This is a genomic window from Pedobacter sp. UYP30 (assembly GCF_040547165.1).
GTDB lineage: Bacteria > Bacteroidota > Bacteroidia > Sphingobacteriales > Sphingobacteriaceae > Pedobacter.
Genome location: NZ_JBEPPD010000001.1, coordinates 36,730 through 57,289, shown reverse-complemented (window position 1 = coordinate 57,289; position 20,560 = coordinate 36,730). Strand labels below are relative to the sequence as shown.

Genomic DNA, 20,560 nt, shown 5'->3' with positions numbered 1-20,560 from the left:
AAAGTTAAAAGGCCTTTTTTTTTACAAAATTTACTATGAAAAAAACTCTACTAAAATTCCTTATTTCCGCCTGCTTTCTTTGCGCTTCAATTTCTTTAAAGGCACAAGACGTTCAATGGGCAAAGGACGGCAATTCTTATTATCAAATTGCCAACGGAGAAATTGCATTAATTACACTGCCGAAGAACGACCGCAAAGTAATTGTACCTTCTACGCTCCTTACACCAAAAAACCAGCCAGCTCCGCTGCGTATTAGAAGCTTCCAACTATCAGAAGATGGAACAAGAGCGTTAATTTACACCAACAGCAAAAAAGTTTGGCGGTATGATACTCGTGGCGATTATTGGGTGGCAGACCTTGTAAAAAACCAGTTGGTGCAAATGGGTGCAGACAAACCTGCATCATCGTTAATGTTTGCAAAGTTTTCTCCAGATGGCAATCAAGTTGCGTACGTTAGCGAGCATAATTTGTATGTAGAAAACACCGATGGTTCTGCTGAGAAAGCATTAACTACCGATGGCACAACACGTATCATAAACGGAACGTTCGATTGGGTGTACGAAGAAGAGTTTGATTGTAGAGATGGATTTAGATGGAGTCCAGATGGAAAAAACATCGCCTATTGGCAAATAGATGCAAGAAAAATAAAAAACTTTTTAATGATAGACAATACAGATTCTATCTATTCTTTTACCATTCCGGTAGAGTATCCGAAAGTTGGACAAGATCCTTCTGTGTGTAAAGTTGGTGTGGTTAACCTTGCCTCGGCAAAAACCCATTGGCTTAACATTCCTGGCGATAGTATTCAACACTACATTCCAAGAATGCAATGGATTCCCAACAGCAACAACATCATTGTTCAACAATTAAATCGCGCACAGAACCAAAGCAAAATATTTGTTTGTAACTCTGCTACGGGTGGAGCGAATGCCATTTATACAGAAAACTCTAAGTCGTGGATTGACGCTGAAGAAAACTGGAAATGGTTAGATAACGATAAAGAGTTTACCATAACAAGCGAAAAAGATGGCTGGAATCACTTATATAAAGTAAGCAAGGATGGAAAAAAACAGCTATTGGTTACCAAAGGAGACTATGATGTAATAGAAGTTAAATTAATTGATGAAAAGAACAACTTGGTTTATTTTTTGGCTTCGCCAACAAATGCAACACAAAAATATTTGTATAAAACCAAGTTAGATGGAAAAGGAAAATTGGAAATGGTTACTCCTTCTATTTTACCTGGTTCGCACGATTACGACATCTCTCCAAACGGCACATTTGCTAGTCACTATTACAGTAGCGCTACCGTTAGGCCAATTGTAGAGTGGATGAACTTTAAAACAGGCAATCCATTAACCATGGACGGTAGCATAACCAATCAATTGGCGAAACAAGCGACTCCTGCAAATAAAGTAGAATTCTTTAAGGTGACTACTGAAGATGGTATTGAAATGGATGGATGGATGAAAAAGCCAAATAACTTTGATCCGAGCAAAAAGTATCCAGTATTGTTTTACGTATATGGTGAACCGGCGGCTGCAACTGCTACAGATACTTGGGGAGCTGGAAGAAATCCGTTATACAAAGGCGATTTGGCCGAAGATGGATACATCTATATTTCTATGGACAATAGAGGTGCTCCACTTCCAAAAGGGAGCGCATGGCGAAAAAGCATCTATAAAAACATAGGTACCCTAAACATTAGAGACCAAGCTATGGCAACAAAAAAACTGTTGGCAACCTATCCATTTATGGATAAAGATAGAGTGGCCGTTTGGGGTTGGAGTGGCGGCGGTTCTTCTACGCTAAACCTGCTTTTTCAATATCCTGAGATTTATAAAACAGGTATTGCCATTGCAGCGGTTGCCAATCAATTAACCTACGATAATATTTACCAAGAACGCTACATGGGGCCTCCGTTCCCAACCGACGAAGCTTATGTAAAGGGTTCGCCAATTACTTATGCCAAAAACCTGCAAGGCAATTTATTATATATTCATGGTACAGGTGATGATAATGTGCATTATCAAAATGCAGAAATGTTAATCAATGAATTGGTAAAAAACGGCAAGCTGTTTCAGTTGATGATTTACCCCAACAGAACGCACAGCATATCAGAAGGACAAGGAACGTCCGCCCACCTCTCTATGACCTATACCAAGTTTTTGAAAGAAAATTGTCCGCCGGGAGCGAAATAGTAAAAAACATATAGGCTGCTTCTAATAGAGGTGGCCTTTTTTATGCAATTAAAACCTGAGTTACCATGGCAACTACCATAGCAACGCCAAAACTCAGCAGCGTACCAATTAGCACATATTCTGTTAATTTTAAATCGTGCGCATCTGTCAAATCTCCAAACCTGAAGATAGATTTTGCGGCCAGCAAGAAACCTACCGCTTCGAAATGATTGGTTAAAATAAACATAAAGATTAACAGTCGTTCTAAAACGCCAATGTACTTGCCTGCATTTTGTAGAGATTGTTGGTTATCTGTCTGCGTAATTGGGATCCATTTATTAATAATTACCCTGATCATTACCGAAGAAGGCATTGTAAGAAATAAGCCGCTAAAAATTACCAACCAAATGTTTTTATTACTGAGGAAGTTAAAATCTATATGTTTTTGAAAAAAAGCATTCCAAATAAATACAATAGCCAACACATGCAGCAATTGGTCTATAAAAAACAACCATCGGGCATTTTTCTTGGTTTGGAGATATAACTTTGATACATCTATCAAAAAATGAACAAGTCCAATAACCAATGCCAACAACCAAACATCAAAACTAAAAAAGACTGCAAATATTAAGAAAATGTGGATACAAATATGCAGGTATAATTTATCTGATTTCAATTTTTTCGCCTCTTTGTCTTTTACCCAGCTTGTTGGTTGCAAGAAAAAATCGCCAATTAAATGGGCAAACAAGATTTTTATCAATATAATATCTATCATCCTTTTATAATTTGAGCTACCTTTCTTCTGTACAATCTATCCATATCCATTAATTCGTTAAAACGAGCCCTTTTAAGCGCCTCACTCACAGACGACTGGGTTCTTCCAGATAAAACAGCAAGTTCGTTCTGAAGTAAATTTTCGTTCTCCATGGCATACTTTACAACTTCTGCAGTTGCTGTACCCCAACTGTCCATTGCCACCAAAGCCAATCTTATTGTCACATTCATTTCTTCATCAAAATTCTCATTATCTGATTGAATGGCTAGATTTACCTTCGATAATTTTAAACCATCAAATGCATTTCCAGAATGTACAAATGCATCTCCATTAGCCTCGGTAATCTTTCCTCTTGTCTTTTTAACCGTTCCCAATCCCATAGCCATACGTACATCTGCGGCTTTGTTAATTCTGATGCAAGCCTTTAAATAAATAGCTACCCACAGCGCTTCCACGGCCACTATTTCTAATTGAAAACTATCTCCCCTAAAAATCTCCCAATCGCTATTCTTCTTAGAAACATACTTTAGCGCTGCTTTTAAGCTTACAAGCCACGGCTCTTTTATTTTCCTAGAACCTATTATGTCTCCCGTGATAATGCAAATCATACACTAATGTCTTAATAAAAAACACAAATTACAAATATTATCGGCTATTTAACCGATATTTCATATTATCGGCTATTTAACCGATATTCTATATTATCGGCTATTTAACCGATATTGTTTAAAAACTTAAATACATAAGATTTGTTAACCTACTATGGCTTTGATTACGTTTACAAAAAGAGGCATCTATTGCAAACAGGGAGATTTTTACGTAGATCCGTGGTGGCCTGTAGATTATGCCGTAACCACCCATGGCCATGCAGACCATGTTCGTTTTGGCAACAAGCATTATCTTTGCCACACCTTAACCGCAGCGATTATAAAACGAAGAATAAGCCCCGATTTAGATGTACAAACACTTAACTACGGAGAAAGCATTGTTAGAAATGGCGTAAACATATCATTCTTCCCGGCAGGACATATTATAGGTTCCGCACAAGTTAGATTAGAATATAAGGGCGAAATCTGTGTAATCTCTGGCGATTACAAAATAGAAACCGATGGTATTAGTACTCCTTTTGAACCAGTAAAATGCCATAGCTTTGTTTCTGAAAGCACATTCGGGCTCCCCATTTATAAATGGCAAAAACAAGATATTGTATTTAATGAAATCAAAAACTGGGTAAAGGATAACATCACCCAACAAAAAACAAGTATTTTAATTGCCTATAGTTTAGGAAAAGCGCAACGATTGATTAAAAACTTAAACGGAACAGCGCCCATATACGTACACAATAGCATTGCAAACGTAAACGAGGCAATTATAGACGCCGGAGTAGATTTGCCAGAAACGATAAGAATAACCCCAGAAATTGCCAAGACCGATTTACAACAAGGCATTGTAATTGTTCCGCCTGCAATGCGAGATAGCAAATGGATAAAAACGCTGGTGCACCCCGTAACAGGCATTTGCTCTGGATGGATGCAGGTACGTTCTCACCGCCGCTGGCAAAGTGCTGATGCAGGATTCGCCTTGAGCGACCATGCAGATTGGCCAGGATTATTAGAAGCCATAAAAGCCACAGAAGCAGAAAAAGTATATGTAACCCACGGATTTACCGCAGCATACAGTAGATTTTTAAATGAAATTGGTATCGAAGCAGAAGAAGTGCAAACCAAATTTGGCCAAGAAGACGATGATGACAAAATGGATGAAGACATTAAAGAAAGCAACCTTGTAACTAAAATCTAAACTGGTATGAAACGTTTTGCAAAACTGTTACAGGAATTAGAAACAAGCAATAAGACAAATGATAAAATTGCCGCTTTAGGCAGTTACTTTAGTGAGGCCAATCCTAAAGATATTATTTGGGTAATTGCACTTTTTACAGGCAAAAAACCGCGTAGACCAATAAAATCAGTATTGCTAAAAGAATGGGCGATAGAAATTACAAATACTCCTTTATGGCTTTTTACAGAAAGCCATCACAACGTTGGAGACTTAAGTGAAACAATCGCATTGTTGTTGCCTCCCGCAGAAAACACTTCAGAATTGAGTTTGCACGCTTGGATAGAAGCTCTACAAAATTTAGAAGGAAAGCCAGATGAAGAAAAGAAGGGTTTTATTTTGGAAGCTTGGAATAAGCTCAACAATCAAGAAAGGTTCATATTAAACAAACTTATCTCAGGTAATTTTAGGCTCGGTGTATCCAATAAAATGTTGGTTAATGCACTCGCGAAGCATCACAATATAGATAGCGCCCAAATTATGCATAGCATTATGGGCAAGTGGGACCCACAGAGCATTACTTATGATGAATTGATAAATGGAGATCATGTAAATACCGATAGCTCTTGGCCCTACCCTTTTTGCCTAGCCTACGCACTTGATACCGAACCAGAAAACTTAGGAGATGTTAAAGAATGGCAGGCAGAATGGAAATGGGATGGTATTCGTGGACAAATTGTAAAACGAAATAATGAATTATTTATCTGGTCGAGAGGGGAAGAATTGGTTACTGAACAATTTCCAGAACTTCATTTTTTAGTTGATATTCTAAAAGATGGAACAGTGCTAGACGGAGAAATTTTGGCTGTTGCAGATAAAAAAGTACTTCCTTTTAGCACTTTACAACAAAGATTAAATAGAAAAACCATTAACAAAAAACAATTGGAAGAGGCACCGATAGGCTTTTTTGCTTACGATGTGTTAGAATTCGAGGGCAACGACATCCGCACAAATCCATTAAAAGAACGCAGAGCGATTTTGGAACAGATTTTCTCTACAATTGATGAGGATTCGATTATCCTGTCGCCAGTCTTAACGCCCAATTCTTGGGAAGACTTGGCTAGTCTGAGAGCAACATCGCGGGAGCTAAATAGCGAAGGTTTAATGCTCAAAAAACTGAGCTCGAGTTACCACACGGGTAGAAAACGTGGAGATTGGTGGAAATGGAAAGTAAACCCGTATACCATAGATGCAGTAATGATTTACGCACAAAAAGGAAGTGGTAGAAGGGCAAATTTCTTTACAGATTACACTTTTGCCGTTAAAGATGGCGACCAATTGGTTACCATTGCAAAGGCATATTCTGGCTTAACAGATAAAGAAATTAAAGAGGTAAATTCTTTCGTAAATAAAAATGCGTTAGAGAAATTTGGCCCTGTGCGAACAGTAAAACCAGAGTTGGTTTTCGAAATTGCTTTTGAAGGAATTGCAGAAAGCAAAAGACATAAGGCTGGATTAGCGCTGAGATTTCCCCGGATTTTTAGATGGAGAAAAGATAAAAATGCACAAGAGATAAACACCTTAGATGACTTGAGGCAGCTTCTGGCATCAACATTAGCATAATTAAAAATTTAGATTTGGTAGCGCAAAGCGATAAATGGATCAAAGTAAAACAAAGGGATATAAACGAATAAAAGCTTGGCTAAAAGCTGATGGCAGAAAACCATTTGCCTTTCAAGAAGAAGCATGGCAAAGTTACCTAAATGGCTATAGTGGGTTGGTAAATGCCCCGACCGGTTTTGGCAAAACTTTTTCTTTGTTCTTAGCGGTTTTGATTGAAGGATTAAATGAAAGTGACGCTGTTAAAAACAAAAAAAACAAACACAATTTACGTTTAATTTGGATTACGCCTTTACGTTCTTTAGCCAAAGATATTGCAAGGGCAATGAGAGAGACATTGCTAGCTCTAGACATTGATTGGCATGTTGGCGTTAGAAATGGAGACACTCCGCAAGCTGAAAAATTAAAGCAAAAAAAATCGATGCCCGAGATTTTGCTCATCACACCAGAGAGTCTGCACCTCATGCTCGCACAAAAAGAATCTTCTACGTTATTTAAAAAACTAAGATGTATTGTCGCCGACGAATGGCATGAACTTTTAGGCAGCAAACGCGGGGTTTTGGTAGAGCTTGCTGTCTCGAGAATTAAAGGGTTGCATCGTCAAGAAAACCTCGACCAACTTAGATTATGGGGGATTTCTGCCACCATCGGCAATATAGAAAAGGCGCTAGAAGTGTTGGTTCCTGAGGAGAATGGGAAAAAAGTAATCATAAAGGCAAATTTAGAGAAGAAGATAATTATCAAATCTATTCTTCCAGATAAAATTGAAACGCTGCCTTGGGCGGGACATTTGGGGTTAAAACTTGCTTACAAACTATTGCCAATTATAGAGAAGAGCAAAACTACGCTCATATTCATCAATACTAGAGGGCAGGCAGAAATGTGGTACCAGCACCTGCTCAACTTAGACCCAAACCTTGCCGGCAGGCTCGCCATACATCATGGATCTATCGATTTTACATTGAGGAATTGGATTGAGGATGCGCTTCATTCCGGACAGTTAAAAGCTGTTATTGCTACTTCGTCTTTAGATTTAGGTGTAGATTTTAAACCTGTAGACACGGTTGTACAAGTAGGTTCTCCAAAAGGTGTTGCAAGGTTTTTACAACGTGCGGGTAGATCTGGTCACTCGCCAAACGAAACTTCTAAAATATATTTCCTGCCAACGCATGCGCTAGAATTAGTGGAAGCCGCGGCGATAAAAGAAGCGGCAAAAACCAATAATATTGAGAGTAGAGAACCATTTGTGATGGTTTTCGATACCTTGATACAATATTTGGTAACGCTTGCCATAGGCGATGGATTTGACGATAAAATAATTTATCAAGAAGTGCTTAATACAAATGCTTTTAAACACATATTGCCAGAAGAATGGGGATGGGTAATGCAATTTATAACCACGGGCGGCGAAAGCTTAGGCGCATACAACGATTTTAAAAAGGTAGTAAAAGATGAAGATGATGGATTGTGGAAAGTAAAAAGCCGGCAGCTTGCCATGCGGCATCGGTTACACATAGGCACGATAGTTAGCGACGCCATGCTAAAGGTAAAATTCCTGTCGGGAGGTTATATTGGCATGGTCGAGGAATTCTTTATCACCAGGTTAAAAGCAGGAGATAATTTTAGATTGGCTGGTAGAGTTTTAGAGTTTGTACAAATAAAAGACATGACGGTTATTGTAAGGTTATCAAAAAAGACGAATGCCATTTCGCCTAGTTGGAATGGCGGCCGGTTGCCGCTATCTTCTAATCTTGGTGCTGTGCTGCGCAAGAAATATAACGAAGCATTAGACAAAACTCATCAAGATGAAGAGTTGGATTGCGTTTATCCATTATTTCTGCTACAAGAAAAACGATCTCATGTACCAAGAAATGATGAGTTGCTTATTGAGTTGATCAACAATAAAGAAGGCTTTCATCTTTTTGCCTATCCGTTTGAAGGGAGATTGGTGCACGAGGTTTTGGCAGCTTTAGTAGCTTACCGATTGAGTAAATTATTACCCATTACCTTTTCCATCGCCATGAACGATTATGGTTTTGAATTGCTTAGCGATACCGAAATACCAATGGATGAATCTATTGCTTATGAGGTTTTCTCGCCCAAAAACTTGACCGAAGACATTACATTAAGTATAAATTCTACAGAAATGGCGAGGCGAAAATTTAGGGACATTGCCTGTATTTCTGGATTGGTTTTTCAGGGTTATCCAGGCAAATATGTGGCCAATAAACATCTTCAGTCATCGGCGGGTTTATTTTTTAACGTGTTTAGCGATTACGACAAACATAACCTACTTTTGCGCCAAGCTTATGACGAGGTATTTTATCAGCAGTTAGAAGAACCGAGGCTGGCAGCCGCATTAGAGCGCATACAGAACGCCGCAATTATAATTACGCAACCAACTAGCTTTACACCATTATCTTTCCCAATAAAAGTAGATAGCTTACGCGAGAACATGAGCTCAGAAGAGTTAGAAAATCGCATTGCAAACATGACCGCAGCATCAGAAAGAAATTTAGCATGACCATTACCGTTAAAGGCGAAGAATTAGTTTTAGATAAAGAGAGAGCGGTGTATTTACAAAAACATAGCCTACTTGCCATCAGTGACTTACATTTGGGAAAATCTGCTCATTTTAGGCAAGCGGGCTTAAACGTTCCGGCAAATATTGCGCTAAACGATTTGCAAAGACTAGATGTACTTTTAAAAAAATACAATCCCGACACCTTATTAATTAATGGTGATATGTTTCACCATGGATTAAACGCCGAAATAGACCATTTTAAAGCATGGAGAATGGAGCGGAATAATTTAAAATTTCTATTGGTAAAAGGCAACCACGATTTGTTGGATACTGCTGAATACAAAGCGATGAACATTGACATTAAGGAACCCAGTTTTTGCCTAGGGCCGTTTTGTTTTATTCACGATGCGCCAAAATGTACGGAGGAAGAACTATACCCCATCAGCGGACACATTCATCCTGGAGTTACCATTATTGGCAAAGCGAAACAAAGCCTAAAATTTCCTTGCTTTTATTTTGGTAACGAATACGCAGTTTTACCAGCATTTAGCTCTTTTACAGGACTATACAAGATACGACCTAAAAAAAACGAACGTATTTTTGCCATTACACCTGACTCTGTGGTAGAAGTTTAAAAAGCCATTTTATATTTCTCAAAAAATTTAGCGCCGAAAACTGTCTTTAACCCAAAAATTCTACTATTTTTATAGCAACAATTTTTTATAAAGATGGATGTTAAAAAAGTTTTGATAGCGGTTGACAACAGCACATGTTCTGAAAAGGCTGCCAGAGTTGGTTATGAAACGGCGCTCCAGTTCGGAGCTGAAGTAGCGCTTGTAAATATTGTAGAGCCTGTCCCTGCAAACGTAAATCCAGATTTGACACTGGCGCCAGTCTTTTTAGAAACTTATGACAACAGTAAAGAAAACAGCGATATGCTGCTCAAAGAGATTGAACTAAAATTTGCTCAGGGCACTAAAACTACTTATTTATCTACCGTAGATACCGCTGCCCATGGCATTATAAAACAGGCAGAAGAATGGGCCGCAGATCTGATCGTAATTGGAACTTATGGCAGAACTGGCCTCTACCACTTTTTAATGGGCAGTGTGGCAGAACACGTAGCGAGAAAATCTGCTTGCCCAGTGCTCATTATTCCGAATAAATGGGAAGAAGATTAGCTAGGTGGCGATGTGAAACAAGAGAGGAACAAAGAGCTAGGAACAAAGATTTTGGTAATGACCTTAAAACGAGATAGAATTTAGGTGTTAGATTGAAAAGTAAAAAATAGCTAATGCTATCCCCTTCATATTTCAAAAAAATAGAGGCGCTTTTTCGCACCCCTATTTTTTTGAACCCTAAAAGTTCAATCTAAAATCGTAATTCTGAAATCTAAAATCACCTTATCCTTCTTGGTGCAACCATTCCTTTTTAGTTAACAATTCTTCCTCGGTTTCTCTTACATCTTCATCGTCTACGCAACAATCTACCGGGCAAACCGCTGCACACTGCGGCTCATCATGGAAACCTTTGCACTCGGTACACTTATCTGACACAATATAATAAACCTCATCAGACACCGCCTCTTGAGAATCACCAGCATCTATCTGCTGATTTCCAAAATCAATCAGTCCGTTCAAATTTGTTCCATCAGAAAAACGCCAAGCTGTGCCGGCGTCATATATTGCGTTATTTGGGCACTCTGGTTCGCAAGCACCACAATTTATACACTCGTCTGTTATTTTAATTGCCATGTTATCGTCTTATTCTTTCCGCTTTTTTATCTTTGGTTGCAAATATAACACATATACATTAAATATTAATTCTAAATATGTCAGCATTATCACAAGAAAAAGCAATAGTTGCATTTAAAAAATTGGGGAGCTGGTTTAAAAATCCATCAGATGTGTTGGAGCAGGGTATAGATAACGCTAAACAATACAATGCATGGTTTACACAAGCAAATGTTAGAAAATCTATTGATGCACTGGCTACAATGCTAAATGAAGCAGATGTAGATCAATGGGCAGCAGGCATTGGCTTTGCGAAAACGCCAAAGAAAGTTGGCCTTATATTAGCAGGAAACATTCCATTGGTGGGTTTTCATGATGTGTTATGTGTTTTGGTTACAGGGAATATTGCTGCAATAAAACTCTCCTCGGCAGACGACAAACTAATGGAAATGGTGCTTTATCAATTGGTTTATTTAGAGCCCGCATTCTCAACACACATTCAATATGTAGATACATTAAAAGATTTTGATGCTGTGATAGCCACAGGAAGCAACAATTCATCTAGGTATTTTGATTATTATTTTGGAAAAGTTCCACACATCATTCGTAAAAACAGAAACAGCGTTGCCATTTTAACGGGTAAAGAAGACAGCAACTCTCTACAAAATCTTTCATCAGACATATTTGATTATTTTGGGTTAGGTTGCAGAAACGTTTCGAAGATATACGTACCCGAAGGTTATAATTTTGAGCATTTCTTTAAAGGAATAGAAATTTGCGCCGCGGTTAAAGATCATTTTAAATACAACAACAACTACGATTACCATAAATCTATTTTCTTGGTTAACGGAGATAAACATTTAGACAACGGCTTTCTACTCTTAAAAAGCGATAAAAATATCACTTCACCACTAGCTGTTTTATATTACGAAGAATATAAAGACTTACCTACTTTAGCGAAAAAGCTGGGAAACGATAAAGATTTGATGCAATGTATTGTTTCTGAAACCCAACTAAGTATCGAAACTTCTCCTTTTGGACAGAGCCAACAGCCAAAGCTCTGGGATTATGCAGACTATGTAAACACAATAGATTTTTTGAATAATTTAAATTGATTGGTCGAAGAAAATCAATTATTAAAATTTATTAAGATATTGCATCAAATACAAAACAAAAAATGCAATTCTTTTTTCGGCTAGGCTTACTATTGTTCACTCTATTTTTTTGGGAGCAAGGTTATGCACAACAAATTTGTTCTGGTTCGCTTGGCGATCCAATTGCCGGTGCAGGTACAGATTTTGGAAGAGGCCAAGATAAATTTGGTAAAGATTTAACAAATACCACGTATCGGTACGTATCAGGAACTCCGGACGACGGGGAGTATACAGTAGCAAAAAGTATAGCTGGGTTAAATGGGGGCTGGTTACAGGACATAAAAAACCATACACCGAACGACCCAGATGGCTATATGATGGTGGTAAACGCCAGTTTTACCAAAGACATTTTTTATTCTGCTACGGTTAGCGGGCTTTGCCCTGGCACAACATACGAGTTTGGCGCCTATATCATAAATATATTAAGAAACTCAGGAATAAAACCCAACGTAAACTTTGCCGTTTATGATTCAAACCACACGTTGTTGGTTCCGAAATACAGTACGGGTGATATTCCAGAAGGCGGCCCAAACGATTGGAAACAGTATGCGCTTGTTTTTAAAACACCTGCAAACAACGGGGCTATTACTATTGAATTAAGCAACGAAAACCCCGGTGGTATTGGCAACGATTTAGCACTAGACGACATTACATTTAGGGCGTGTGGCCCAACCATTATTACCACTGTTGATGACCAAGTGTCGCCAAGCATAAATGCATGTGTGGGTAGCAGTAAGCCTATCAAATTGAAAGCGACCTTATCTTCCGGCTACACCGACCCTGCCTACCATTGGCAAGTTGACAACGGTAATGGCTTTGTAGACCTAAATGGAGAAACCAATTCAATTTTAAATTTAAATACGCGGGGGCTAGCAGTGGGAACTTACAACTATAGAGTTAGGGTTGCTGAGCGCGTGAACATCACTTCGCCTATTTGTGGCGTGGTGGGCAATCCTGTTTCCGTAGAAATCTATCCAATTCCTGTAGCCATTGCTGCTCTTACAAAGCCCGTTTGTGTCGGAGAATCTATCCAACTTGCAGCAACAGGCGGCACATCTTATTTGTGGGTTGGGCCAAACGGCTTTACCTCCACAGATCAGAACCCAATTATCCCGAACGCCAAAAAAAACATGTCGGGTACTTACGCTGTAATTGTTACGGCAAACGGCTGTAGTTCTTCATCAACTGGTACAGAAGCAAAAGTGGTAGATGCTGTTGTTGCCAAAACCAACCAGGCAACCTTAAAAATTTGCCAAGGAGCAACCGCTCAACTCCAGGCAATTGGGCCAAATAGCAATACTTACACTTGGTTTCCAACAGATGGCTTATCAAATCCAAACATTGCAAACCCAACGGTGGCACCTACAAAAAACACCACGTATACGGTTACGGTATCAAACGGGGTCTGTTCTATCACTGATACTACCAGAGTTTTACTTGTAGAAGATCCAGTCATTAGCGCAGGAGCAGATATTAAGCTTTTTTCGGGACAAGCAAAGCACTTAGCTGGCAAAATTACGGGGACAGATTATCAACTTTTTTGGACCCCAAAAGATTACTTAGATGACCCAACTATCCTAAATCCAATTGCTTCTCCCCTAAAAGACATTACCTATACACTACACGTCGTTTCAACTTTTGGTTGTTTTGATTTAACCAGTAGTGTGTTTGTAAAAGTTTATCCCGAAATTATAATTCCAAGCGCTTTTTCTCCAAATGGAGATGGCGTGAACGACACTTGGACCATTGCAGCGGCTGGCGCATTCGACCATGCAAAAATTAAGGTTTTCAATAGGTATGGAAATTTAGTCTATCAAAACCAAGGTATCTTTACTTCTTGGGATGGAAAATACCAAGGCGTATTGCTTCCTACAGGAGTTTACTATTACACCGCCTACTTTAATGAAGATTTCAAGACTTTTAGCGGCCCGGTAACGTTGATAAGATAAAACAACCGTTGTTTCTTTCGCTTGTCGGTTTGAAATGCTATTTTTGACCGAAATGTATGTTATCAAAGTAAAGGGCATTGCCAAGATACCAGATTATGTGCAACTGCGAGATGAAAAATTTACGCTGTTGGCTTATTTTCGGGTAGATAGACCAGAAAAATCTTTAGAAAAGCTGGGCCTGAAAGATAGCATTGAAAAAATAATGGAAATAGTTAGAGATTTGCCATTTGGTAAAATTGCTAAATTAGAAATATAAAATGATAGGGAACGCAGTAATTCAACTACACAATGTCGATGTTTTTCAGCAGAAACATTTAGTACTTTCTAACGTAAATCTTCACATCGCCAAAGATGAGTTTGTATTTCTAATTGGCCAAACAGGTTCTGGAAAAAGTAGTTTGCTCAAAATATTATACGGAGATTTACATATTGGAAATGGTGAGGGTAATATTGCAGGTTTCGATCTTCGAAAATTAAAGGAAAGCCAAGTGCCTTTTTTAAGACGTAAAATGGGTGTAGTTTTCCAAGATTTTCAATTGCTTACTGACAGAACAATAGAAAAAAACCTGGAATTTGTGTTAAAAGCGACAGGCTGGACAGACCAAAAACTTATAAGCGAACGCATTAAAGATGTGTTAGATAAAGTTGGGTTAAGATCTAAAATAAAAAAAATGCCCCACGAAATTTCTGGTGGAGAGCAACAAAGAATAGTTATTGCCCGAGCTTTGCTTAATGATCCCGAAATCATTCTCGCAGATGAACCTACTGGCAATTTAGACCCCGAAACCTCAGAAGAAATTGTTAACTTATTGAAGCAGATAAGCCATACCGGCACCGCAGTTTTAATGGCAACACATGACTATCACATTATCCGAAAAAACCCTTCTCGCATCATAAAATGCGAAAACGGAGTGGTACTCGAAGACGCACAAATAGTTTAAAATTACTGACACACGTCACATTATCAGCCAACTCAGTCATAAGTTTTTTTACAAAACTGCCAGCTTGGCTGATTTTTCTATATGGCAAAAAAGTTGTTATCCAATTAAAAAATTAAACCATTTTATGTTTAATATGAAGAAGAATACAAATAAAGAGGAAATCGAAGATAGACTTGAAGATACCGACGATCAGATTATACAAGATGGAGATATAAATCCAGAACAAGAGGAAATCATTGAAGTTGATGAAGTTGCCGTTTTGCAAAATGAAATAGAGCAACTTAACGATAAGTACTTAAGGCTTTATGCTGAGTTTGATAATTTTAAAAGACGCACCCAAAAAGAGCGTATAGAGTTGTTACAAACTGCCGGAAAAGATGTAATTATATCTTTATTGCCCGTGTTAGATGATTTTGATAGGGCTTTGAAAGCAATGGATGCCGGCTCGGATATTAAACCAATAAGAGAAGGCATATTATTAGTTGATACAAAACTAAAAAATATTCTCGCGCAAAAAGGGCTTAAAGCGGTAGAAAGTATAAACAAAGACTTTGATACAGATTATCACGAAGCAATAACCACCATCCCTGCCCCATCAAAAGACTTAAAGGATAAGGTGATAGACGAAGTAGAAAAAGGATATACATTAAACGATAATGTTATTCGTTTTGCAAAAGTGGTTGTAGGCGGATAGTTGAGTTTGTTACGCAGGATTGCGTTGGTAATGAGAAAATCGCCAAACAGTTAACCTGTTTAACACACTATGATTCAATAAGTAACAAAATGAGCAAAAGAGATTATTACGATATTTTAGGGGTAACAAAAAGTGCCTCGGCCGAGGAAATTAAAAAGGCATATCGCAAAATGGCCATAAAGCACCATCCAGATAAAAACCCTGGTGATGCCCAAGCCGAAGAAAACTTTAAAGAAGCCGCAGAGGCCTACGAAATATTAAGCAATCCAACCAAAAAGTCTAGGTATGACCAATACGGCCATGCCGGGGTTGGTGGTGCAAGTGGTGGTGGTTACGGTGGTGCGGGGATGAATATGGATGACATCTTTAGCCAATTTGGTGATGTTTTTGGCGGCCATAACCCCTTTGAAAGCTTTTTCGGCGGTGGCGGTCAGCAACGTAGCGGCAGACGTGTTGCCAAGGGTTCTAATTTACGAATTAAGGTAAGGTTAAGTTTAGAAGAAATTGCCCACGGCGCCGAGAAAAAAATTAAAGTAAACAAATTAACTCCGTGCAAAACCTGCGATGCAACTGGTGCAAAAGACAAATCATCTGTAAGCACCTGTAGCACATGCGGAGGCAGCGGACAGGTAAGACGCGTTACCAATACTATTTTAGGTCAGATGCAAACTGCATCTACCTGCCCTACTTGTAATGGCAGCGGCCAACAAATTACCGCAAAATGCAATGTTTGCCATGGCGACGGTGTAATGCGTGGAGAGGAGACCATTACCATTAACATTCCTGCCGGCGTTAGCGACGGTATGCAGTTGAGTATGAGTGGCAAAGGAAATGCGGCACCAAACGGTGGAATTCCGGGTGACCTAATTATCCTTATAGAAGAAAACCCGCACGATACTTTAAAAAGAGAAGGTAATAATGTTGTGTATGATTTGCATTTAAGTTTTGTAGATGCAGCCTTAGGGATGAGCATTGAGGTGCCAACCATAGATGGAAAAGCTAAAATTAAAATAGAGCCGGGCACGCAAAGCGGCAAATTGCTTCGCTTAAAAGCCAAGGGGCTACCAGAGGTAAATTCCTATCATCGTGGTGATCAAATTATTCACATAAATATTTGGACACCCAAAGCGTTAAGCAGCGAGGAACGAAACACATTGGAAAACCTAAGAGATTCTCCAAATTTTAAACCTCAACCTGGCAAAAACGACAAAAGCTTTTTTGAGAAAATGAAAGAATATTTCGAATAGACTTTCAAAGAAAACAGAAAAACCGATAGACTTATCGGTTTTTCTGTTTTTAGCCCCTACTGATAAAGTTTCAAAGCGTAAAACTAGCATCGAACTTTATTGTTTATCTAAAAAGCGAAAAAGTTATGAAAAAGGAAATTTTAGGAAAAACTGGCCTGGAGATAGCTCCAGTTGTAATTGGAGGAAATGTTTTCGGGTGGACGATAGACGAAGAGGAATCTTTTAAAATGCTAGATGCTTTTAGAGAAAACGGTTTTAATTTTATCGATACTGCAGACGTGTATTCTAGATGGAAAGAGGGAAATAGTGGTGGCGAATCTGAGACAATTATCGGCAATTGGCAAAGTCGAGGTAAAAGAAGGCAAGACATTATTATTGCAACCAAAGTTGGAATGGATGCGGGCGAAGGTGCCAATCTTAAGCGCGATCACATCATTAAACAGGCAGAAAACTCGTTAAAAAGGCTTAAAACAGATTACATAGATTTATACTTTTCTCATCAAGACGATGAGAGTTTAACTGTAGAAGAACCACTTCGTGCACACGAAGAATTAATTAAGGCTGGCAAAGTAAGGTTTATTGGAGCTTCTAACTTTTCCGCAACAAGATTAGAAGAGGCAATTATATCTTCGGTGCAAAACCACTTGCCACAATACACGGTCTATCAGCCTGGATATAACTTAATAGATAAAGAATATTTTGAAGAAGATCATGAACGGATTTGCCTAGAACACGGTTTAGCTGTGGTAAGTTATTATTCTTTGGCAGCCGGATTTTTAACCGGAAAGTATAGAAGTAAAGATGATTTGACGAAAAGTGTTAGGGGAAAAAAGGCAGAAAAATATTTAAACGAAAGAGGATTTAATATTTTAAAGGCGCTAGATAACGTTGCAGACAAGCATCAATGTACGCAAGCGGCGGTTGCATTAGGATGGTTGATTTTTCATCCCTCTATTACAGCGCCCATTGCTAGCGCCACAAGTCTTTCTCAATTAAATTCTTTTATAGAAGCTGGCAACTTAGCGTTAGATCCATCAGATATTTCTCTGTTAGACAAAGCGAGTATTTATTAAAAGTGGTATCTTTATAATTTCAAAAACTACTAAAATTAACCATTTCTAACAACTGCATCTATTCTAACATGTACGAAAAAACAATTACTTTTTTGCCCAAATTGGCCTTAGTACTTTTTTGTCTATTGGCGATAGGTTATATTTTGGTTCTTGGGCATGCCCTATTAGCACCCCTTTGTTTTTCGCTACTTATGGCTATGCTGCTGCTTCCAGTTTCAAAGTTCTTGGAGCAAAAGCTTCGGTTAAGTTTTACCATTTCGAACATTATTTCTGTATTGTTAATGGTAGTTGTGGTAGCCGCAGTTGTGTTTTTCTTTGCAAATCAATTAAGCAGTCTGTGGCAAGATTGGCCAACTCTTAAAGAAAAAGCAAATGTATCATACCACGACCTGCAAAATTGGATATCGCATACCTTTGGTGTTAACGCGCAAAAACAGTTAAATTATTTAAACGATAGCACAGAAAAAGCCCTCGCAACAAGTGCCTCAATTGTTGCAACTACTTTGGCTACATTATCCTCCACAGCTCTGTTTATTAGTTTTACACTACTGCTTACATTTTTTGTACTCAACTACCGAAAAAATCTATATCATTTTCTTATTTCGGTATTTAAGGACGAGCACAAAGACAATGTGGTCGCAATTGTAAATCAAATACAGTTTATAATAAAAAAATATATTTTGGGTTTATTTCTAGAAATGTTTCTAGTAACACTCCTTATCACCATTGGCCTAACTATTTTTGGCGTTAAATACGCCATATTGCTGGGGCTGATTGCCGGAATATTTAATGTTGTGCCCTACATTGGCATATTTACTGCTTTATTAATTAGTTGCTTAATTACTTTTGCAACTGCAGGAGCAGGGGAAATTTTATTCGTACTTGCATTATTTATAGGTACGCACGCACTAGACGCCAACATACTTCTACCAACTATTGTAGGTTCAAAAGTCAAAATAAACCCGCTAATTGCCTTTATTGGGATTGTTGTTGGAGAAATGATTTGGGGCATTTCGGGTATGTTTCTTTGTATTCCCTACTTGGCCATCATAAAAATAATACTTGATAGGGTAGATTCATTAAAACCATGGGGAAGCCTAATGGGATCAGAAGGGCGAGAGGCCAAAAAAATTCGATTACCCAAACTTAAGAAAAAGCCAAAAGTAGAAAAACCTAGCGAATAGCTCTCGAGTTGTACATTCGCTTCAATAAATTTCACATGCCAAAAAATCCGATACCTAAATCCGAGACAAACCCAGCAGACGCTTTTTTACGTTTGCTTAATGTGTTAGAAACTTTGCGTGCTCAATGTCCGTGGGATAAGAAGCAAACCATGGAGACGCTGCGCCATTTAACCATCGAAGAAACTTACGAACTCTCTGGCGCTATTTTAGAAGGCGATAAAAACGAAATCAAAAAAGAGCTTGGCGATTTGATGATGCACTTGGTTTTTTATTCGAAGATAGCCTCAGAAAACAACGATTTTGACATTACAGATGTGCTAAATGGTGTTTGCGATAAACTTGTTAATAGACACCCACATATTTATGGCGATGTAGAAGTAGCCAACGAGGAAGATGTAAAGCGGAATTGGGAACAAATTAAATTAAAGGAAGGAAATAAATCTGTTTTGGGAGGCGTACCGGTTTCTATGCCAGCGCTGGTTAAGGCAGCGCGGATTCAAGAAAAAGCCAGGGGCGTTGGGTTTGATTGGGATAACAAAATACAAGTTTGGGAAAAAGTAGTAGAAGAGCTTGAAGAGTTTAGGGCAGAGGTAGATGTACCAAAAGAAGAAATGGACCAAGAAAAGGCTGAAGCCGAATTTGGTGATGTATTGTTCTCCTTAATAAATTATGCGCGCTTTGTAAACATAAACCCAGAAAATGCTTTAGAAAAAACCAATAAAAAATTTATAAAGCGTTTTCAGTTCTTAGAGAAAAAAGCAGAAGAAAACGGCAAACAGTTGGCCGATATGAGCTTAACTGAAATGGATGTTTTTTGGGAGCAGGCGAAAACTGAAAAACTTTAAAATCGGCAGTATAATACAAATATACATTGAGGTATTTTTTCCATATTGCTTACCATGGCAGGCATTATAGGGGTTGGCAAAGACAACCTGATGTAAGCAGCGTTCAAGAAGTTGTAGAATTTACACTCTCTAAAATTTTAAAAAAACCAATTTCTATCATTGGTTGCGGCCGTACAGATGCAGAAGTGCATGCAGCACAGTTTTTCTTTCACATAGATCTAGATGAGTGGCCTGCATTTGATTTACTTTTTAGATTAAATAAAGCACTTCCAGAGCAGATAGCTGTTTTTGATATTATACCAGTACAAACCAGAAGTCATGCACGTTTTGATGCGGTACAACGCAAATACGATTACTTTATCCATACGCAGAAAGATCCGTTTTTAAGGGAAAATAGTTCATTTTATCAAATTGACAATTTGGATTTTGGAAAAATAAAAATGGCCGCCGCATTGTTGCCAACTTATAAAGATTATAGGGCATTTTGCACCCAGCCCGATAAAAATGAACATACTCTTTGTAAAGTTTCTGAGGCCTTATTTTATAAAAATGCAGATGGAAGTCGTTTACGTTTTCACATTACAAGCAACAGATTTTTGGCCAAAATGATTAGGATTTTGGTTGGGCAACTTTTAAAAATTGGGAAGGGCGAATTAAGTGTTGATGAATTTGAAAGTCATTTGATTAGTTTAGAACCACCTAAATTATTTGAGGTTGCACATCCAACGGGGCTTTTCTTATCTAAAGTAACTTACCCTTATTTAAATTTAAAACCAAGAGCCAGTTACATGCTAGCATTGGAGGGAGAAAGCTGGGAGGCTATTTAGGCTAGATGTTTAAAAAATATAGTTTATTTAATTGGCCT

At 38.3% G+C, this 20,560-nt stretch carries 19 protein-coding genes; 16 read left to right on the top strand and 3 right to left on the bottom strand.

Translation table 11 applies throughout. From position 1 onward, the window contains the following. Positions 1 to 35 precede the first annotated feature (35 nt). The gene (locus ABIB40_RS00310) at positions 36 to 2,201 is read left to right on the top strand and encodes a S9 family peptidase (protein WP_354354786.1); all 2,166 of its coding nucleotides are present in this window, start codon (positions 36 to 38) and stop codon (positions 2,199 to 2,201) included. A gap of 40 nt (positions 2,202 to 2,241) precedes the next feature. Here ABIB40_RS00310 and ABIB40_RS00305 read toward each other — a convergent pair whose 3' ends face one another. Together ABIB40_RS00305 and ABIB40_RS00300 are read right to left on the bottom strand one after the other, a co-directional pair. Then, positions 2,242 to 2,955, bottom strand: coding sequence for a DUF3307 domain-containing protein (locus ABIB40_RS00305; RefSeq protein WP_354354784.1), 714 nt, complete (start codon positions 2,953 to 2,955; stop codon positions 2,242 to 2,244). Beyond that, the gene (locus ABIB40_RS00300) at positions 2,952 to 3,563 is read right to left on the bottom strand and encodes a hypothetical protein (RefSeq protein ID WP_354354782.1); all 612 of its coding nucleotides are present in this window, start codon (positions 3,561 to 3,563) and stop codon (positions 2,952 to 2,954) included. The genes ABIB40_RS00305 and ABIB40_RS00300 overlap by 4 nt, the downstream gene beginning before the upstream one ends. Positions 3,564 to 3,717: 154 nt before the next feature. Here ABIB40_RS00300 and ABIB40_RS00295 point away from each other — a divergent pair, with 154 nt between their 5' ends. The 5 genes from ABIB40_RS00295 to ABIB40_RS00275 all read left to right on the top strand — a co-directional run bounded on the left by ABIB40_RS00295 (position 3,718) and on the right by ABIB40_RS00275 (position 10,056). After that, positions 3,718 to 4,755 carry a ligase-associated DNA damage response exonuclease gene (locus tag ABIB40_RS00295; protein ID WP_354354780.1) on the top strand — a complete coding sequence of 346 codons (1,038 nt, stop codon included), beginning with the start codon at positions 3,718 to 3,720 and terminating at the stop codon, positions 4,753 to 4,755. 6 nt (positions 4,756 to 4,761) lie between these two features. Then, entirely contained in the window at positions 4,762 to 6,354 is a 1,593-nt protein-coding gene (locus ABIB40_RS00290) for an ATP-dependent DNA ligase (protein ID WP_354354778.1), read from the top strand. A 34-nt stretch (positions 6,355 to 6,388) separates the two neighbouring features. Further along, positions 6,389 to 8,875, top strand: coding sequence for a ligase-associated DNA damage response DEXH box helicase (locus ABIB40_RS00285; protein WP_354354777.1), 2,487 nt, complete (start codon positions 6,389 to 6,391; stop codon positions 8,873 to 8,875). Further along, the gene (pdeM, locus tag ABIB40_RS00280) at positions 8,872 to 9,510 is read left to right on the top strand and encodes a ligase-associated DNA damage response endonuclease PdeM (protein WP_354354775.1); all 639 of its coding nucleotides are present in this window, start codon (positions 8,872 to 8,874) and stop codon (positions 9,508 to 9,510) included. The genes ABIB40_RS00285 and pdeM overlap by 4 nt, the downstream gene beginning before the upstream one ends. Positions 9,511 to 9,603: 93 nt before the next feature. Continuing rightward, positions 9,604 to 10,056, top strand: coding sequence for a universal stress protein (locus ABIB40_RS00275; RefSeq protein WP_354354773.1), 453 nt, complete (start codon positions 9,604 to 9,606; stop codon positions 10,054 to 10,056). A gap of 222 nt (positions 10,057 to 10,278) precedes the next feature. Here the strand turns inward: ABIB40_RS00275 and ABIB40_RS00270 are convergent, their stop codons facing one another. Continuing rightward, the gene (locus tag ABIB40_RS00270) at positions 10,279 to 10,629 is read right to left on the bottom strand and encodes a 4Fe-4S dicluster domain-containing protein (protein WP_354354771.1); all 351 of its coding nucleotides are present in this window, start codon (positions 10,627 to 10,629) and stop codon (positions 10,279 to 10,281) included. A 77-nt stretch (positions 10,630 to 10,706) separates the two neighbouring features. On the opposite strand from ABIB40_RS00270, the gene ABIB40_RS00265 reads away from it, so the two are divergent. The 10 genes from ABIB40_RS00265 to truA all read left to right on the top strand — a co-directional run bounded on the left by ABIB40_RS00265 (position 10,707) and on the right by truA (position 20,522). Then, on the top strand, positions 10,707 to 11,723 hold the full coding sequence (locus ABIB40_RS00265) for an acyl-CoA reductase (protein WP_354354769.1): 1,017 nt from the start codon (positions 10,707 to 10,709) through the stop codon (positions 11,721 to 11,723). A 62-nt stretch (positions 11,724 to 11,785) separates the two neighbouring features. Then, positions 11,786 to 13,711 (top strand): T9SS type B sorting domain-containing protein, encoded by a 1,926-nt coding sequence (locus ABIB40_RS00260; protein ID WP_354354768.1) that lies wholly within the window; start codon positions 11,786 to 11,788, stop codon positions 13,709 to 13,711. 52 nt (positions 13,712 to 13,763) lie between these two features. After that, the gene (locus ABIB40_RS00255; RefSeq protein WP_354355492.1) at positions 13,764 to 13,967 is read left to right on the top strand and encodes a fructose-6-phosphate aldolase; all 204 of its coding nucleotides are present in this window, start codon (positions 13,764 to 13,766) and stop codon (positions 13,965 to 13,967) included. Position 13,968: 1 nt separating this feature from the next. Then, entirely contained in the window at positions 13,969 to 14,652 is a 684-nt protein-coding gene (locus tag ABIB40_RS00250) for a cell division ATP-binding protein FtsE (protein ID WP_354354767.1), read from the top strand. 133 nt (positions 14,653 to 14,785) lie between these two features. After that, positions 14,786 to 15,346: a nucleotide exchange factor GrpE gene (locus tag ABIB40_RS00245; protein ID WP_502931040.1), complete on the top strand. Its 561-nt coding sequence runs from the start codon at positions 14,786 to 14,788 to the stop codon at positions 15,344 to 15,346. 89 nt (positions 15,347 to 15,435) lie between these two features. Then, a complete protein-coding gene (gene dnaJ / locus ABIB40_RS00240; RefSeq protein WP_354354765.1) occupies positions 15,436 to 16,593 on the top strand; it encodes a molecular chaperone DnaJ in 1,158 nt (385 codons plus the stop codon). Positions 16,594 to 16,718: 125 nt separating this feature from the next. Continuing rightward, positions 16,719 to 17,666, top strand: coding sequence for an aldo/keto reductase (locus ABIB40_RS00235; protein WP_354354764.1), 948 nt, complete (start codon positions 16,719 to 16,721; stop codon positions 17,664 to 17,666). Positions 17,667 to 17,734: 68 nt separating this feature from the next. Beyond that, entirely contained in the window at positions 17,735 to 18,850 is a 1,116-nt protein-coding gene (locus tag ABIB40_RS00230) for an AI-2E family transporter (RefSeq protein ID WP_354354762.1), read from the top strand. A gap of 35 nt (positions 18,851 to 18,885) precedes the next feature. After that, entirely contained in the window at positions 18,886 to 19,695 is an 810-nt protein-coding gene (gene mazG, locus ABIB40_RS00225) for a nucleoside triphosphate pyrophosphohydrolase (RefSeq protein ID WP_354354760.1), read from the top strand. A 26-nt stretch (positions 19,696 to 19,721) separates the two neighbouring features. Next, positions 19,722 to 20,522, top strand: coding sequence for a tRNA pseudouridine(38-40) synthase TruA (truA, locus tag ABIB40_RS00220; protein WP_354354758.1), 801 nt, complete (start codon positions 19,722 to 19,724; stop codon positions 20,520 to 20,522). The last annotated feature ends 38 nt before the right edge of the window (positions 20,523 to 20,560 follow it).

Bases quoted from the DNA above. Each gene is read 5' to 3' on its own strand.
- ABIB40_RS00245 (WP_502931040.1), top strand. From the start codon at position 14,786: ATGAAGAAGAATACAAATAAAGAGGAAATCGAAGATAGACTTGAAGAT.
- ABIB40_RS00255 (WP_354355492.1), top strand. From the start codon at position 13,764: ATGTATGTTATCAAAGTAAAGGGCATTGCCAAGATACCAGATTATGTG.
- ABIB40_RS00305 (WP_354354784.1), bottom strand. From the start codon at position 2,955: ATGATAGATATTATATTGATAAAAATCTTGTTTGCCCATTTAATTGGC.
- ABIB40_RS00275 (WP_354354773.1), top strand. From the start codon at position 9,604: ATGGATGTTAAAAAAGTTTTGATAGCGGTTGACAACAGCACATGTTCT.
- ABIB40_RS00270 (WP_354354771.1), bottom strand. From the start codon at position 10,629: ATGGCAATTAAAATAACAGACGAGTGTATAAATTGTGGTGCTTGCGAA.
- pdeM (WP_354354775.1), top strand. From the start codon at position 8,872: ATGACCATTACCGTTAAAGGCGAAGAATTAGTTTTAGATAAAGAGAGA.
- ABIB40_RS00290 (WP_354354778.1), top strand. From the start codon at position 4,762: ATGAAACGTTTTGCAAAACTGTTACAGGAATTAGAAACAAGCAATAAG.
- ABIB40_RS00295 (WP_354354780.1), top strand. From the start codon at position 3,718: ATGGCTTTGATTACGTTTACAAAAAGAGGCATCTATTGCAAACAGGGA.
- ABIB40_RS00230 (WP_354354762.1), top strand. From the start codon at position 17,735: ATGTACGAAAAAACAATTACTTTTTTGCCCAAATTGGCCTTAGTACTT.
- ABIB40_RS00265 (WP_354354769.1), top strand. From the start codon at position 10,707: ATGTCAGCATTATCACAAGAAAAAGCAATAGTTGCATTTAAAAAATTG.
- ABIB40_RS00310 (WP_354354786.1), top strand. From the start codon at position 36: ATGAAAAAAACTCTACTAAAATTCCTTATTTCCGCCTGCTTTCTTTGC.
- ABIB40_RS00285 (WP_354354777.1), top strand. From the start codon at position 6,389: ATGGATCAAAGTAAAACAAAGGGATATAAACGAATAAAAGCTTGGCTA.
- ABIB40_RS00235 (WP_354354764.1), top strand. From the start codon at position 16,719: ATGAAAAAGGAAATTTTAGGAAAAACTGGCCTGGAGATAGCTCCAGTT.
- mazG (WP_354354760.1), top strand. From the start codon at position 18,886: ATGCCAAAAAATCCGATACCTAAATCCGAGACAAACCCAGCAGACGCT.
- ABIB40_RS00300 (WP_354354782.1), bottom strand. From the start codon at position 3,563: ATGATTTGCATTATCACGGGAGACATAATAGGTTCTAGGAAAATAAAA.
- dnaJ (WP_354354765.1), top strand. From the start codon at position 15,436: ATGAGCAAAAGAGATTATTACGATATTTTAGGGGTAACAAAAAGTGCC.
- ABIB40_RS00260 (WP_354354768.1), top strand. From the start codon at position 11,786: ATGCAATTCTTTTTTCGGCTAGGCTTACTATTGTTCACTCTATTTTTT.
- ABIB40_RS00250 (WP_354354767.1), top strand. From the start codon at position 13,969: ATGATAGGGAACGCAGTAATTCAACTACACAATGTCGATGTTTTTCAG.